Consider the following 14,381-nt stretch of genomic DNA (forward strand, 5'->3'; position numbering starts at 1 on the left):
TTTGGAGAAGCGCGTCTACAGCACCACCCTGGCCGGAAGACCTCTGACCGTGGAGATCGGCGAGGTGGCCAGACAGGCGAACGGCGCCTGCCTGGTCCGGTACGGGGACACCGTGGTCCTGGTGACCGCGGTCATGTCCAGGGAGACGCGGGAAGGGATCGACTTCTTCCCGCTCCGCGTCGACTTCGAGGAGCGGCAGTACGCGGCGGGGCGGATCCCGGGCAGCTTCTTCCGCCGCGAGGGCAGGCCGAGCGAACGGGCGGTCCTCTCCGCCCGCCTCATGGACAGGCCCATCCGCCCGCTCTTCCCCAAGGGGCTGACCAACGAGGTCCAGGTCGTCTGCACCGTCCTCTCCTTCGACGGCGACAACCAGCCGGACATCCTGGGCATCCTGGGCGAGAGCATCGCCCTCTCCATCTCCGACATCCCGTTCAACGGGCCGATCGCCGGTGTCACGGTGGGCATGGTCGACGGCAACTTCGTCCTCAACCCGACGCTCGAACAGTACCAGGCGTCGCGCCTGGACCTGACCGTGGCGGGCACCCGCGACGCGGTGATCATGGTCGAGGGGAACGCCGACCAGCTGCCGGAGGAAGACATCCTGGCGGCGATGGACTTCGCCCACAAGGCGATCCGCCAGCTGATCGAATGGCAGGACGGGATCGTGGCCGAGCTGGGCCAGCCCAAGTTCGCCTTCACGCCCGTCAGCGTCCCCCCCGATCTGGAGGAAGCGGTCCGCAGCGAAGCCACCGCGCCGATCCGGAGCTCGCTCCGCAACCCCGACAAGCTGGCCCGGGAGGAGGCGCTGGCCACCGCCAAGGAGACGCTCCTCGCCAGCCTGCTGGAACGCTTCCCCGAGCAGGAGAAGGCGGTCGCCACCGTGCTCGACGCCGTCGAGCGCGAGCAGCTCCGCCAGATGATCCTCGACGAGAAGGTCCGGCCCGACGGGCGCCGCCCGGACGAGATACGGCCGGTCAGCTGCCGCGTGGGGCTCCTGCCCCGGACGCACGGCTCGGCGCTCTTCACGCGAGGGCAGACGCAGGCGCTGACCGTGGCCGCCCTGGGCGCGCTGGAGGACCGGCAGTTCCTCGACTCCCTGGGCGAGCCGGAGGAGTACAAACGCTACCTCCACCACTACAACTTCCCGCCATATTCCACCGGCGAGGTGCGGCCGCTGCGGGCGCCCGGCCGGCGCGAGATCGGCCACGGGCGGCTGGCGGAGATGGCGCTCCAGCGGATGATCCCCTCCGAGGAAGAGTTCCCCTACACCATCCGGCTGGTCTCCGAGATCCTGGAGTCCAACGGCTCCTCCTCCATGGCCTCGGTCTGCGGCAGCACGCTGGCGCTGATGGACGCCGGCGTCCCCATCCGGGAGCCTGTCGCCGGGATCGCCATGGGCCTGATCAGCGAGGGCGAGCAGGTGGAGATCCTCTCGGACATCCAGGGCATCGAGGATCATCTGGGCGACATGGACTTCAAGGTGGCCGGCACGCGCAACGGGATCACCGCCATGCAGCTGGACGCCAAGATCCAGGGCGTCGACCGGCTGATCCTGGCGCGGGCGCTGGAGCAGGCGCGCCAGGGTCGGCTCTTCATCCTGGGCAAGATGCTGGAGGCCATCGACAGGCCTCGCCCCGAGCTCTCGCCGTACGCGCCCCGCATCCTCACGCTGCAGATCCATCCGGACCGGATCCGCGACGTCATCGGCCCGGGTGGCCGGACCATCAACCGCATCGTCCAGGAGACCGGCGCCAAGATCGACGTGGAGGAGACGGGCAAGATCTACGTGGCCACGCCCGACCTGGAGGCGGCCCAGCGCGCGGTGGCCATGATCCACGAGCTGACCCACGAGGTGACGCCGGGCGAGGTCTACCTCGGCAAGGTGGTCCGGCTGACCAACTTCGGCGCCTTCGTCGAGCTGCTGCCCGGGAAGGACGGCCTGGTCCACATCTCCCAGCTCAGCACCGGCCCCGAGCGGGTCGGGCGGGTGGAGGACGTGGTCTCCCTGGGCGACCGGATCCTGGTCAAGGTGACCGAGATCGACGAGCTCGGCCGGGTCAACCTCTCCCGCCGCGACGCGCTTCGCCAGTTCCCCGAGCGCGCCGAGGAGGAGGAGCTCCATCGCAAACCCGCACCTCCCGATCATCACGGTCCCGCCGGGCACGGCGCGGGCAAGGGCGCCGTCAAGGACGGGCGTGCGCCGGGGGCGGACGAGGCGGAACGTGCTCCGCGCCACCGTTCGCGCCACGGCCACCCGCACCGGGGAGGCGGCTCCGGCAGCCCCGGCTCGAACTGACCAGGGTCTTTCTGAAGGGATATCGCAGAGCTTCCTTCCGGACCGGCGAACGGGGGAAGCTTCTTTGCATGGAAGGGCCGGTCATGCTCCGGACATCCCCGGCATAGCCGTGGGGCGGAGGCGAAGACGCTGGCTCGGCGTCGGGGGGCCGGAGGAGGCAAGAAAGGCTTCGACGGCCGGCGGAGCGGCTGGCTCCTGGTCCTGGGGCTGGTCCTGGTGCTGGCGGCGGGCGGTGCCGTGCCGCGGGTGGAACGGCTCCTCTTCGGCGTCCGTGCGGGTGTCACCCTGGACGGCCAGCCCATGGGCGGTCTCCTGCCGGCCGAGGTCCGCTCCAGGGTGGAGAGGATGGCCCACGCCCGGTACCGGCCGCCACGGGACGCCCGCGTCGAGCGCCGCACGGGGCGGATCCTCCCGGAAAGGGCCGGCGAGCAGATCGACGTGGCGGCGACGGTCCGGGCGGTCCTGAACGCACCGGCCGGCGGCCGCGTCCGCGCCGTCCGGCTGCCCATCGAGCCCCGCATCACGGCCAGGCTCCTGCGCTCCATGACCCGCGAGCTGGGCGGCTACCGCACCTGGTTGGAGGGAAGCTGGGAGCGGGTGCACAACATCGAGGTGGGCGCCTCCTCGCTCGACTACGTGCTGGTCCGGCCGGGGGAGGTCTTCTCCTTCTGGAAGGTGCTGGGCGAGCCGACACGGGAGCGGGGCTACCTGGACGCACCCGTCATCTCCGGCGAGGCCTTCGTGCCCGGTCTGGGCGGCGGGCTCTGCCAGGTCTCCTCCACCCTGTACAACGCCGTCCTGGACGCCCACCTGGAGGTGGTGGAGCGGCACGCCCACAGCCTCGCGGTGGATTACGTGCCGCCCGGACGGGACGCGACGGTCGCCTGGGACATGCTCGACTTCCGCTTCCGCAACGACAGCGACGGGCCCATCCTGATCCGCGCCGCCATCGAGGGCTGGCAGCTGCACGTCTGGATCCTGGCTCCGGCGCAGGCTTCGGCAGGCGGCTCGACGAACTAGGCGTGGTCCGGGAGGTGGGGCACGTGGTCGACGCGGGGAGGGCGGAGGATCGCCTGGGCGACATCTTCTTGCGGCAGAAGGAGCTGGACGACGAGATCGCGCGCCTCCGCTCCCTGGACTTCCCCCCGGAGGTCTGGGCGGAGAAGGTGAGCCTCGCCCTGATCGGTGAGCTGATCGAGGTTCTGGAGACGCTCAATTTCAAATGGTGGAAGAACCGGCAGACCGTCGACCGGGCGGCCGTGCGGGAAGAGCTGGCCGACGTCCTCCACTTCTTCGTCAGCCTCTGCCTCCACCTGGGCGTGGGACCCCAGGAGCTCTACGAGGCGTACGTCCAGAAGCAGCGGGAGAACCTGGCGCGGCAGCACGGCCGCTCGAGCCGGGCGGGCTACGCCGCCCTCCCGCCCGAGGAAGGGGAGAGCCATGCTCTGGAGTGAGCTGGAGGGGAAGGAGATCATCAACCTCCGCGACGGCGAGAAGCTTGGCCGGATGTCCGACGCCGACCTGGTGATCGATCCGGCGACCGGCCAGATCCAGGCGCTGGCGGTGGAGAGCGGTTGGCGCCCCCTGGGCGGCCGCAGGCTCTGGGAGATCCCCTGGTCGGAGGTGCGCCGGATCGGCAGCGAAGTCGTGATCGTCGACGTCGATCCCGGCGCCGTCCGGCTCTGAGCCCGGCCGCGCGGACATACTAGACCCGGCAGTCCGCTTCGAGTGGGAGGGTTGAGCCATGGCAAGGACGGTAGCCGGGGTCTTCGCGAACCGGGACGCGGCGGAGCGCGCCGTGCAGGAGCTGAAACGGGCCGGCTTCGACGAGCGGCAGGTCTCCCTGGCGGGCAAGGACGAGCGGGCGCGCCAGGGAGGAGGCGCCGGCCCCGGCGGTGACCAGGGCGGCGCCGGGTGGGGGGATCAGAACCTCTCCAACGGCACGGGTTGGGGCGCCGGCGTCGGCGCCGGCGTCGGCCTCGCCGCCTCGCTGGGCGCCATGGCCATCCCGGGCATCGGCCCGCTGGTGGCCATGGGCCCGCTGGCGGCGACCCTGGGCGGCGCCGCGGCCGGCGGCATCGCCGGTGGCCTCCTGGACATGGGCATCCCGGAAGGCGAGGGACGCCGTTACGAGGAGGAGGTCCGCCGCGGGCGCTTCCTGGCGGTGGTCGAGGACAGCCGGCGTGCCGACGAGGCGGCGCAGATCCTGCGCCGGCAGGGTGCGCAGGAGGTGCGCACCTTCTAGCCCGGCGACGTGCAGTCGAACGGCGGGCGGCGGGGGCGCGCTCGGACAGGCGCCCCCGCTCTCTGTTAGCATGGTCTCTTGCCAGAAGCCCGGAGCGGGAGGGGAAGGCATGAGCGGCACGGTGCGGGTCGTGGTGGCGGGGGCCACGGGCAGGACCGGCAGCGCGGTCACGCGGGGCCTGCTGGCGGCGGACGGGATCGAGGTGGTGGGGGCGGTCGCCCACCGCCACGCGGGGGAGCCGCTCAGCGCCCATCTGGGCGTTCCCACCGCGCTGCAGGTGGAGGGGGACCTGGCGACCTGCCTGGAGCGGGAGCAGCCCGACGTGCTGGTGGACTTCACGCTGCCCGCGGTGGCAGGGGGGAATGCCCTCCTCGCCCTGGAGCGGGGCGTCCGGCCGGTGGTGGGGACGACCGGGCTGGCCGACGAGGAGGTGGACGCCATCCGCCAGCGGGCGCAGGAGCTCCGCCTGGGCGCCGCGGTCATCCCCAACTTCTCCTTCGGCATCCTCCTGCTGAGCCGCTTCGCCCGCGAGGCGACCCGCTTCTTTCCCAAGGTGGAGGTGGTGGAGCTCCACCACGACACCAAGCTGGACGTCCCGTCGGGGACCGCGCTCCACCTGGCGGAGGCGCTGGAGGCGGCGGGCGCGCGTGCCCCGGTGCCCATCCACAGCGTCCGCCTGCCGGGCTTCGTCGCCCGGCACACCCTGATCTTCGGCGGCACCGGGGAGACGCTCACCCTCACCCACGACAGCTCGAGCCGCGACTCCTTCGCGCCGGGCGTCATCCTGGCGGTGCGGCGCGTCCTGCAACTGGACCACGCCGTCTTCGACCTGGGGGAGCTGGTCGGCTAGACCCTCTCCGCCGGCCTGTCCGTTTTCCGCCGGGCACTGGACAGCTTTCCGCTCACGGCTCCCTCGGCCGGCGCATAGGTTGCATGCGCAGGAAGAGAGGGCGGGAGGCGGTGAGGGTGCGTCGCGGGGAACGGATCGCCTTCCTGGGCGGCGGGCGCAGGGAGGCCCGGGCGGCCGCGCGGCTCCGCCAGGAGGGGCTGGAGGTCCTGGAGATCCGCCGCGGGGACGGCTGGGACGAGGCGGGCGCGGCGGAGGCCTTCGCCGGCCTTCGGGCGCTGATCCTGCCGCTGGCCAGCGTCGGCCCCACCCCCGAGGTCCCCGAGGAAGGCGTTCCCGCCTGGCGCCTGGACCCCGGCTGGTTGGCGGCGCTCCCCGCGGGCACCCCGCTCCTCTTCGGCCGCCCGGCCTCCGGCCCTGCCGAACCGGTCCTGGAGGAGATCCTCCGGCGCCACCCGGCCGTCGCCCTTCTGGAGCGCGACGACTTCGCCTGGCTCAACGCGGTGGCCACCGCCGAGGGCGCCATCCTGGCGGCCGCGGAACGGCTGGAGCGGACGCTGGCGGGCGCGCGCCTCCTGGTGCTCGGCTACGGCCGCGTCGGCAGGACGCTCGCCCGCCTCCTCGCCGCATGGAACAGCCGCGTGCTCGTCCTGGCCGCGACCGCGCCCCAACGCGCAGAGGCCCGCGCCGACGGCCTCGAGGCGGCGCCGCTGGAGGCGCTGACCCGGGTGGTTCGGGAGGCCGACCTGCTCTTCAACACGGTGCCGGCGCCGCTCCTGGGTGCCGAACTCTTCCTCGCCCGCCCGGCCCTGCCGGTCCTGGACCTCGCCTCCAGGCCGGGGGGGCTCGATCCTGCCCTCCGGGAGCGCCCGCCGGAAGGGTATCAGATCCTGCCCAACATCCCCGAGCGTTACGCGCCCGCCAGCGCCGGCGAGGTGCTGGCCGAGGTGATCCTGGAGGTCTTGCGGGTGGAGTGGAAAAGGGGGTAAGGTGCATGCGATTCGGGGGTCTGCGCCTGGGCTGGGCCCTGACGGGCTCCCACCACACGGTCGCCCACGTCTTTCCGGTGATGGAGAGGCTCCGGGCCGAAGGGGCTGAGATCATCCCGATCCTCTCCCAGACCCTGGCCACCACGGCGACGCGCTACGGGGACCCGGAGACGTGGTTCAGCCGGGTGGAGGAGATCACCGGGCAAGCCCCGCTGACCACGATTCCGGAGGTGGAACCCTTCGGGCCCAACCGGACGCTGGATCTCCTGGCCGTGGTCCCCTGCACCGGCAACACGATGGCCAAGCTGGCCAACGCGATCAACGACACCGCCGTCACCATGGCGGTCAAGGCGCAGCTCCGGAACGGCCGCCCGGTGGTCCTGAGCATCACCACCAACGACGCCCTGGGGCTGAACGCGGTCAACCTGGGCAGGCTCCTGAACGCCAAGAACATCTATTTCGTCCCGTTCGGCCAGGACGATCCGCTCGCCAAGCCGAACTCGCTGGTGGCCCACCTCGACCTGGTGCCGGAGACCATCGAGGCGGCGCTGGCGGGGCGCCAGCTGCAGCCGCTCCTGCGCAGCTGGCCGGCGGGAGAGCGGTGACGAGACGGGAGGTTTCGGAGTTGGAAGGAGTCCGGGTCGGGATCGTGGGCGCCACCGGGATGGTGGGCAGGACGCTGCTGGAGGTCCTGGAGGACCGCCGCTTCCCGGTGGGCGAGCTGCGGCCCATGGCGACCGAGCGCTCGGCCGGGCGGAGGGTCCGCTTCCGTGGCGAGGAGCTGGAGGTGGAGGAGGCGCTGCCCGAGCGCTTCGACGGGCTCGACCTGGTCTTCATCGCCGCCGGGGACGCGGCCAGCCGGGAGCTCGCCCCAGAGGCGGTCCGGCGCGGGGCGGTGGTGGTCGACAAGAGCAACGCCTTCCGCATGAGCGACGGGGTGCCGCTGGTGGTGCCCGAGGTCAACCCGGAGGCGGTGGCGGACCACCAGGGGATCCTGGCGAGCCCCAACTGTTCCACCATCCAGCTGGTGGTGGCGCTGGCGCCGCTCATCCGCGAGGCGGGCGTGGAGCGGGTCTGGGTTTCCACCTACCAGTCGGTCTCAGGCACCGGGCAGCAGGCGGTGGAAGAGCTGGAGCAGGAGGTGCGGGCCTGGCAGAGCGGGCGCCAGCCGGAGCGCTCCCCGTCGAGCCCCTACCTCCACCCCATCGCCTTCAACCTCCTGCCCCACTGCGACCGGCCGGAGGAGGGCGGGTTCACCCGGGAGGAGATGAAGCTCCTGCGCGAGAGCCGGAAGATCCTGGGCCTGCCCGGGCTCCGGCTGAGCGCCACCGCCGTGCGCGTACCGGTCTTCGTGGGGCACGGCGAGTCGGTGGTCTTCCAGCCCAGCCGCCCCCTGTCCGCCGACGAGGCGAGGGCACTGCTGGCGGAGGCGGCCGGCATCCGCCTGGCCGACGCGGTGGAGGCGGGGGAGTATCCGACGCCGCTGCAGGCGGCGGGGCGGGACGAGGTCTGGGTGGGGCGGATCCGCCCCGACCTGGCGCTGGAAGGGGCCCTGGACCTCTGGATCGTGGCCGACAACCTGCGCAAGGGCGCGGCGACCAACGCCGTGCAGATCGCCGAGCTGCTCCTCGAGCGCGGGCAGCTCTGACGGGAGGTCCCGCCCGTGCGCATCATCGTGCAAAAGTTCGGCGGCACCTCGGTCTCCGACAGCGAGCGCAGGGCGCACGTGGTCCAGCGGGTCCGCTCGGCCCTCTCCAAGGGGCTGCGACCCGTGGTGGTGGTTTCGGCGATGGGGCGGCGGGGTGATCCCTACGCCACCGACACGCTCCTCGACCAGATCCGCGCGGTGGAGCCGGAACCCGACCCCCGGGAGGAAGACCTGATGATCTCCTGCGGCGAGGTGATCTCGGCGACCGTCCTGGCCGCCACCCTGCGCCGCGCGGGGGTCGGCCGGCCCGTCACCCTGACGGGCTGGCAGAGCGGCATCCTCACCGACCATCGCTTCGGCGACGCCCGCATCCTCCGGGTGGAGCCGACGCCGCTCCTGCAGCGACTGGAGCAGGGTCTGCTGCCCGTGGTCACCGGCTTTCAGGGGATCACCGAGGGGGGCGACGTGACCACGCTGGGGCGCGGCGGCAGCGACACCACGGCGGCGGCGCTGGGCGTGGCGCTCCACGCGGAAGAGGTGGAGATCTACTCGGACGTGGAGGGTGTCATGACCGCCGACCCGCGCATCGTCCCCGACGCGCGGACGCTCCACGTCCTCACCTACGAGGAAGTGTTGCAGATGGCCGACCTGGGCAGCCGCATCGTCCACCCGCGGGCGGTGGAGCTGGCGATGCAGGGGAGCGTGCCGCTGCGCATCCGGAGCACCTTCTCCGACGGTCCCGGCACGCTGATCACCCACGCGTTCGAGAGCGCCGGCGCCTGGGCCGACCTCTACGGCGGCCGGATCATCACCGGGGTGGCCCACATGACCGACATGTGCCTGGTCCAGGTGACGGGGAGCCCCCGGGAGGGCGACGGGGCGGGGGAGGGCCGGCTCGACTCGGGCGCCGTCAACCGGCGGATCTTCCGCCCCCTGGCCGAGGCGGGCGTCAGCGTCGACCTGATCAACGTCTCGCCCGACCGCCGTTCCTTCATCGTCCGCGAGGCGGACGCCGAGAAGACGCGAAAGATCCTGGAGCCCCAGGGCTTCGGGGTCTCGCTCCTGCACGGCTGCGCCAAGGTCTCGGTGGTCGGCGCGGGGATGCGGGGACTGCCGGGCGTCATGGCGCGGGTGGTGGAGGCGCTGGCCGAGCGCGGGATCGAGATCCTCCAGACCTCCGACTCCCACGTCACCATCTCCTGCCTGGTCCGGGGCGAGCAGATGGAGGAGGCCGTCCGGGCGCTCCACGAAGCCTTCGAGCTGGGCGAACGACCCAGGGTGTGAAGCGGAGGGGAGAAGATGGCCGCAGCGAGGTTGCCGGGTCGGGTGACGGTGGCGCTGGTCAGCCCCTTCGACGGGCGGGGCGAGCTCGTGCCGGAACGGGCGGGCGAGCTGGCGCACCGGCTGCTGGAGGCGGGAGCGGACGGCTTCCTCATCGGGGGGAGCACGGCCGAGTCGCCCACCCTGTCCGACGAGGAGCTGGAGCGGCTGGTGGCGGCGGTGCGGGAGGCGATCGGCGGGCGGGCGCCCGTCTACGTGGGCACCGGCACCTACGACACCCGCGCCAGCATCCGGCGGAGCCGGAAGGCCGAGGGCTGGGGGGCCGACGGGATCCTCCTGGTGACGCCCTACTACAACAAACCGCCCCAGGAAGGGCTCTACCGCCACTTCCGCAGCGTGGCGGAGGCGGTCTCGCTACCCGTCATGCTCTACAACGTCCCCGGGCGGACCGCCGTCAATCTGGCGCCGGAGACGGTGGTCCGGCTGGTGCGGGACGTGCCCAACATCGTGGCGCTCAAACAGGCCTCGGGCAACTTCGACGAGACGTCGGAGATCGTCCGCCGGACCGAGGGCCGCCTGGCCGTCTACAGCGGCGACGACTCGCTGACGCTTCCGATGCTGGCGGTGGGCGGTGTGGGCGTGATCAGCGTCTCGGGGCACCTGGTGCCCGGACGGCTGGCCGCCATGATCGACGCCTTCCGGCGCGGCGACGTGGAGGAGGCGCGGCGCATCCACCTGGAGCTCCTTCCCCTGCACAGGGCGCTCTTCGTCACCACCAACCCCATCCCGGTCAAGTGGGCGCTGGAGCGGACGGGCTTCCCCGTGGGCGAGTGCCGGCCGCCGCTCGCCCCGCTCTCCGAGGGCGGGCAGGCGGTGGTGGAGGCGGCGCTGAGGGAGACCGGGCTGATCGCCTGAGGCGCCGCCGGGGGCGTGTGCTGGCGGGCGGCCCCGCTTCCTTGTTGGGAGAGGGGGCGGGGCACTATAATACGGCGACGAGTTCGGGCGGACGGACCAATTTCATCACCAAGTGAGGTGGGGTCGGAATAGCCAAAAGCCGACGGCCTCGCCACGGGCGTTCACGTGCCGGGAACGGCCCGGGCGAGCCGCTTAAGATCATCCCGTTGGGCGGCCTGGGCGAGATCGGGAAGAACATGACCGTCTTCGAGTACGGGGGCGACATCCTGATCGACGACGCGGGGCTCGCCTTCCCCGAGGACGAGATGCTGGGGATCGACCTGGTCATCCCCGACTTCACGTATCTGAAGGAGCACCGGGAGAAGGTACGCGGGCTGGTGATCACCCACGGTCACGAGGACCACGTGGGGGCGGTCCCCTACCTGCTGCGCGAGATCCCGGTCCCCGTCTTCGCCTCGCGCCTGGCGCTGGGTCTCATCGAAGAGAAGTTGGCGGAGCACCACATGCAGCTGCCCGAAGGCTCCCGGGTCTACTCGCCGGGGGAGCGGATCGCCTTCGGGGAGAGCTTCACCGTCGAGCCTTTCCGGGTCAACCACTCCATCCCCGACGCCTTCGGGCTGGCGATTCGCACGCCGGTGGGGACGGTGGTCCACACCGGCGACTTCAAGATCGACCAGACGCCGGTGGACGGGCAGGTGGCCGACCTCCAGCGGATGGCCGAACTGGGCCGGGAGGGCGTCCTGCTGCTGATGTCCGACAGCACCAACGCCGAGCGCCCCGGCTATACGCCCTCGGAGAAGACGGTGGGCGTGACGCTGGAGCGGGCCATGGCCATGGCCAGCGGACGGGTGCTGGTGGCGACCTTCGCCTCCAACGTCCATCGCATCCAGCAGGTGATCAGCGCCGCCGTCCGGCACCACCGGCACGTGGCCGTGGTGGGCCGCAGCATGGAGAACACGGTCCAGGTGGCGCTGGAGCTGGGTTACCTCGACGTCAAGCCCGGCACGCTGATCAGCGTCGAGGAGCTGAAGCGCTACAAGGGTCACCAGCTGGCCATCCTGACCACCGGCAGCCAGGGCGAGCCGCTCTCGGCGCTCACCCGCATGGCCACCGGCGACCACCGCTGGGTGGAGATCGTGCCCGGGGACACCGTCATCATCTCCGCCTCGCCCATCCCGGGCAACGAGACGATGATCTACCGGACCATCGACAACCTCTACCACCTGGGGGCCGACGTGATCTACGGGATCGACAACGGCGTCCACGTCTCGGGCCACGCCAGCCAGGAAGAGCTGAAGCTCGTCCTCAACCTGGTCCGGCCGCGCTACTTCCTGCCGGTCCACGGCGAGTGGCGCCACCTGATCCGGCACGGGCGCCTCGCCGAGAGCGTGGGCATCCCCAAGGAGAACGTGCTGATCGGCGAGAACGGCTCGGTCTTCGAGATCCGGCCGGACAGCGCCCGCATCAGCGGCAAGGTGACGGCCGGCGACATCCTCATCGACGGGCTGGGCGTGGGCGACGTGGGCTCCATCGTCCTCCGCGACAGGAAGCAGCTCTCCCAGGACGGCGTGCTGATCGTCGTGGTCACCATGGACCGCGAGAGCCACCAGGTGCGGGGCGGGCCGGACGTGGTCTCGCGCGGCTTCGTCTACGTGCGCGAGTCCGAGCCGCTGATGGAGGGGTTGAAGGAGCGCGTCCGCGAGGCGCTCCAGGCCTGCCAGGCGCAGGGGATCACGGAGTGGAACGGGATCAAGGCGGCCGTCCGCGACCAGGCCGGTCACTTCCTGTTCGAGCGGACGCACCGCCGGCCGATGATCCTGCCCATCATCGTGGAGGTGTGATCGCGAAGGGCGTCCTGCTCTCCGCCTTCGAACGCTACCGCGGGCTGATCGACGACTGGGAGGCCTTCGCCGAGACGGTGGCGCGGCCGCAGCCGGACGCCCTGCGGGCGAACCGGCTCCGCGTCGCGCCGGCGGAGCTGCGCGCCCGCCTGGAGGCGCGTGGCTTCCGCCTCCGTCCCTACCCGTGGGCGCCGGAGGTGATGCGGGTGGAGTCCGGACCCTGCCCGCCCGGCTCCACCTTCGAGCACTGGCTCGGCCTCTTCTACCTCCAGGAAGCGGCCGCGGCCCTCCCCGTGGTCGCCCTCGACCCGCAGCCCGGCGAGCGGATCCTCGACCTGAGCGCCGCTCCGGGCGGGAAGACGACGCAGATCGCGGAGCGGGTGGGGCCGGCGGGCCTGGTGGTGGCCAACGAGGCCGATCCCGCCCGGGCGGGCTGGCTCCTGGCCAACCTCGGCCGGATGGGCGTCACCTCGGTGGTGACGACGGTCACCGACGGGCGTCGCTTCCCCGGCGGCCTCGCCTTTGACCGGGTGCTGGTCGACGCGCCCTGCTCGGGCGAGGGGAACCTGCGGCGCGACAGCCAGGCCCGGAAGCCGGTCCGCCCCGGGCGGCGCCAGCACCTGGCCTCGCTCCAGGAGGCGCTCCTGCGCCGGGCGCTGGAGCTGGTGCGGCCGGGTGGCGTCGTCGTCTATTCGACCTGCACCTTCGCGCCCGAGGAGGACGAGGCGGTGCTGGACGCGGTGCTCCGGGCCGCCCGGGGGGCGGTGGAGGCGGAGGAGCTACCGGCCGGTCTGCCGGGCGTAGAGGGAGCGGGGAGCTGGGAAGGGGTCGACTTCCTCCCGCAGGTTCGCCGGGCGCGCCGGCTCTACCCGCACCACCTGGACTCGGGCGGCATGTTCCTCGCCCGGTTGCGCCGGCTGGGCAGCCTCCCCTGGAGCGGCGGAGGGAGCTCCCCAGACGGTGGGCCGGACCGGGCGCTTCCGGAGGAGAGACCGGACGAGGCCGCCGCGGCCGAGATCGGGGAGTGGCTGGAGGAGCGCTTCGGCATCCCGGTCGCGGCCCTGCGGGGGCTGCACGTCTACCGCCGGGGGGTGCGGACCTGGCTCTCCTCGTCGCCGCAGCTCCCCGCCTGGCCGGAGCGGTGGACGGCGGGGCTGCCGCTCGCCCGCTGGACCGGGCGCCACTGGTGGCCGTCGGGTTTCGCCCTGCACCGGCTCGGGGGGCTGGCGAGCCGCCAGTGGGCGGAGCTGGACCGGGAGCGGTTGCGCGAGCTGCTGGAGGGACGGGGCCTCTCGCCCGAGGCTTCCGGCGTCACCCGGCCCCGGGAGGTGCCGCTGGAACGCGGGCTGGTCATCCTCCGCACCGGCGGCGCGGGGCTGGGGCTCGGCCGCTACGACGGGCATCTCCTCCACGCCAGCCTGGCCCGGGAGCGGGCCAAGCAGCTGCTGAGCTGTCTGGTGCAGCAGGGCGGCATGCCGGAAAGGGCGGACCCCGGGCTGGCGTGAAGGTCTGGAAGGAAATGGCGGGGATCCGTTGGGGACCCTCCGCCGGGACGGCCTGGAGAGCGGACCGTGGCCGCGGTGCTGGTTCCGAAAGCGCGCCGGTGCCATCATCGCGTGCCGGGTGGGCCGTGACCCGCCGGAGGCCGATGTCCCGCCGATAGAGCCGTTCGATCTGCGGGCTCGAGCGCAGCTTCAGGCTTTCGCCGCGGAGCAGCAGCGCGATCGACGACACCGGTGATCACCCGGGACAGGTCCCTCTTGACTCCGCCGATCCCGGAGGCGCGGCGCCAGCTGGATCTGGTCGCGACCGACGGAGCAGGAATCGCAGGTCGCTGACCTTCCTACCATGCTCAAGAATTCCAGGTTGTTGAGTTGAACCGCGCCGAGCTGGCGGCGGAGGCGACGCGGCGCGGTCTTGTCTGATCCTTGTGCGAAGGGAGGCGGAGCCGGCGTGGCGGCCGGCCCGGCCTCCGGGTGAAGGGTCGCACCCCGGGGCAGCGAGGGCCACACTTCCCGCGCCCCTCACCGGGCCGCGGTGGCACCTCGGTTCTCCTGGCGGGCGACGGCGGGTCGGACGACCGACCGGAGGACGTGGGTGAAAGAGGTAGCCGGCCACCAGCGCCAGCCCGACGTAGGAGACGTAGAGCAGCGCCAGCGCCAAGCCGGCGTTGCTGCTGGTGACGAGCCAGCCGTTGACCGGCGCGAGGTATGCCTGGTCGCTGCCTTCCACGCCCAGCGCCTGCGGCACGAAGAAGAAGAGGACCGCGCCGGCCAGGACCAGGCCGCTCACCCAGCGGTAGGCCCGCAGGTCGTCGTC

The 14,381-nt window shown here is 72.3% G+C and carries 13 protein-coding genes; all 13 read left to right on the plus strand.

Annotated features, from left to right (window positions below; translation table 11 throughout):
* Position 1: 1 nt before the first annotated feature.
* The 13 genes from QJR14_02730 (at position 2) to QJR14_02790 (ending at position 13,567) form a co-directional block, all read left to right on the plus strand.
* Complete coding sequence (locus QJR14_02730) at positions 2 to 2,296, plus strand: polyribonucleotide nucleotidyltransferase (protein ID MDI3316537.1); 2,295 nt, start codon at positions 2 to 4, stop codon at positions 2,294 to 2,296.
* A gap of 216 nt (positions 2,297 to 2,512) precedes the next feature.
* Complete coding sequence (locus QJR14_02735; protein ID MDI3316538.1) at positions 2,513 to 3,316, plus strand: VanW family protein; 804 nt, start codon at positions 2,513 to 2,515, stop codon at positions 3,314 to 3,316.
* A gap of 14 nt (positions 3,317 to 3,330) precedes the next feature.
* Positions 3,331 to 3,750, plus strand: a complete 420-nt coding sequence (locus QJR14_02740) for a dUTPase (GenBank protein MDI3316539.1) — start codon at positions 3,331 to 3,333, stop codon at positions 3,748 to 3,750.
* Positions 3,737 to 3,982, plus strand: coding sequence for a YlmC/YmxH family sporulation protein (locus QJR14_02745; protein MDI3316540.1), 246 nt, complete (start codon positions 3,737 to 3,739; stop codon positions 3,980 to 3,982). The genes QJR14_02740 and QJR14_02745 overlap by 14 nt, the downstream gene beginning before the upstream one ends.
* 58 nt (positions 3,983 to 4,040) lie before the next feature.
* Positions 4,041 to 4,541, plus strand: coding sequence for a hypothetical protein (locus QJR14_02750; protein ID MDI3316541.1), 501 nt, complete (start codon positions 4,041 to 4,043; stop codon positions 4,539 to 4,541).
* Positions 4,542 to 4,650: 109 nt separating this feature from the next.
* Positions 4,651 to 5,391: a 4-hydroxy-tetrahydrodipicolinate reductase gene (gene dapB, locus QJR14_02755; GenBank protein ID MDI3316542.1), complete on the plus strand. Its 741-nt coding sequence runs from the start codon at positions 4,651 to 4,653 to the stop codon at positions 5,389 to 5,391.
* Positions 5,392 to 5,501: 110 nt separating this feature from the next.
* Positions 5,502 to 6,377 carry an NAD(P)-dependent oxidoreductase gene (locus tag QJR14_02760; protein MDI3316543.1) on the plus strand — a complete coding sequence of 292 codons (876 nt, stop codon included), beginning with the start codon at positions 5,502 to 5,504 and terminating at the stop codon, positions 6,375 to 6,377.
* 5 nt (positions 6,378 to 6,382) lie between these two features.
* Positions 6,383 to 6,982 carry a dipicolinate synthase subunit B gene (gene dpaB / locus QJR14_02765; GenBank protein ID MDI3316544.1) on the plus strand — a complete coding sequence of 200 codons (600 nt, stop codon included), beginning with the start codon at positions 6,383 to 6,385 and terminating at the stop codon, positions 6,980 to 6,982.
* 20 nt (positions 6,983 to 7,002) lie between these two features.
* Positions 7,003 to 8,025, plus strand: a complete 1,023-nt coding sequence (locus QJR14_02770; protein MDI3316545.1) for an aspartate-semialdehyde dehydrogenase — start codon at positions 7,003 to 7,005, stop codon at positions 8,023 to 8,025.
* A 15-nt stretch (positions 8,026 to 8,040) separates the two neighbouring features.
* On the plus strand, positions 8,041 to 9,309 hold the full coding sequence (gene dapG, locus QJR14_02775) for an aspartate kinase (protein ID MDI3316546.1): 1,269 nt from the start codon (positions 8,041 to 8,043) through the stop codon (positions 9,307 to 9,309).
* A 15-nt stretch (positions 9,310 to 9,324) separates the two neighbouring features.
* Entirely contained in the window at positions 9,325 to 10,221 is an 897-nt protein-coding gene (gene dapA / locus QJR14_02780) for a 4-hydroxy-tetrahydrodipicolinate synthase (protein ID MDI3316547.1), read from the plus strand.
* A 197-nt stretch (positions 10,222 to 10,418) separates the two neighbouring features.
* Positions 10,419 to 12,062 carry a ribonuclease J gene (locus tag QJR14_02785; protein ID MDI3316548.1) on the plus strand — a complete coding sequence of 548 codons (1,644 nt, stop codon included), beginning with the start codon at positions 10,419 to 10,421 and terminating at the stop codon, positions 12,060 to 12,062.
* On the plus strand, positions 12,059 to 13,567 hold the full coding sequence (locus tag QJR14_02790) for an NOL1/NOP2/sun family putative RNA methylase (GenBank protein ID MDI3316549.1): 1,509 nt from the start codon (positions 12,059 to 12,061) through the stop codon (positions 13,565 to 13,567). The genes QJR14_02785 and QJR14_02790 overlap by 4 nt, the downstream gene beginning before the upstream one ends.
* Positions 13,568 to 14,381 lie beyond the last annotated feature (814 nt).

The sequence above is a fragment of the Bacillota bacterium genome, from assembly GCA_029961055.1.
Lineage (GTDB): Bacteria > Bacillota > Sulfobacillia > JAIMAT01 > JAIMAT01 > JAIMAT01.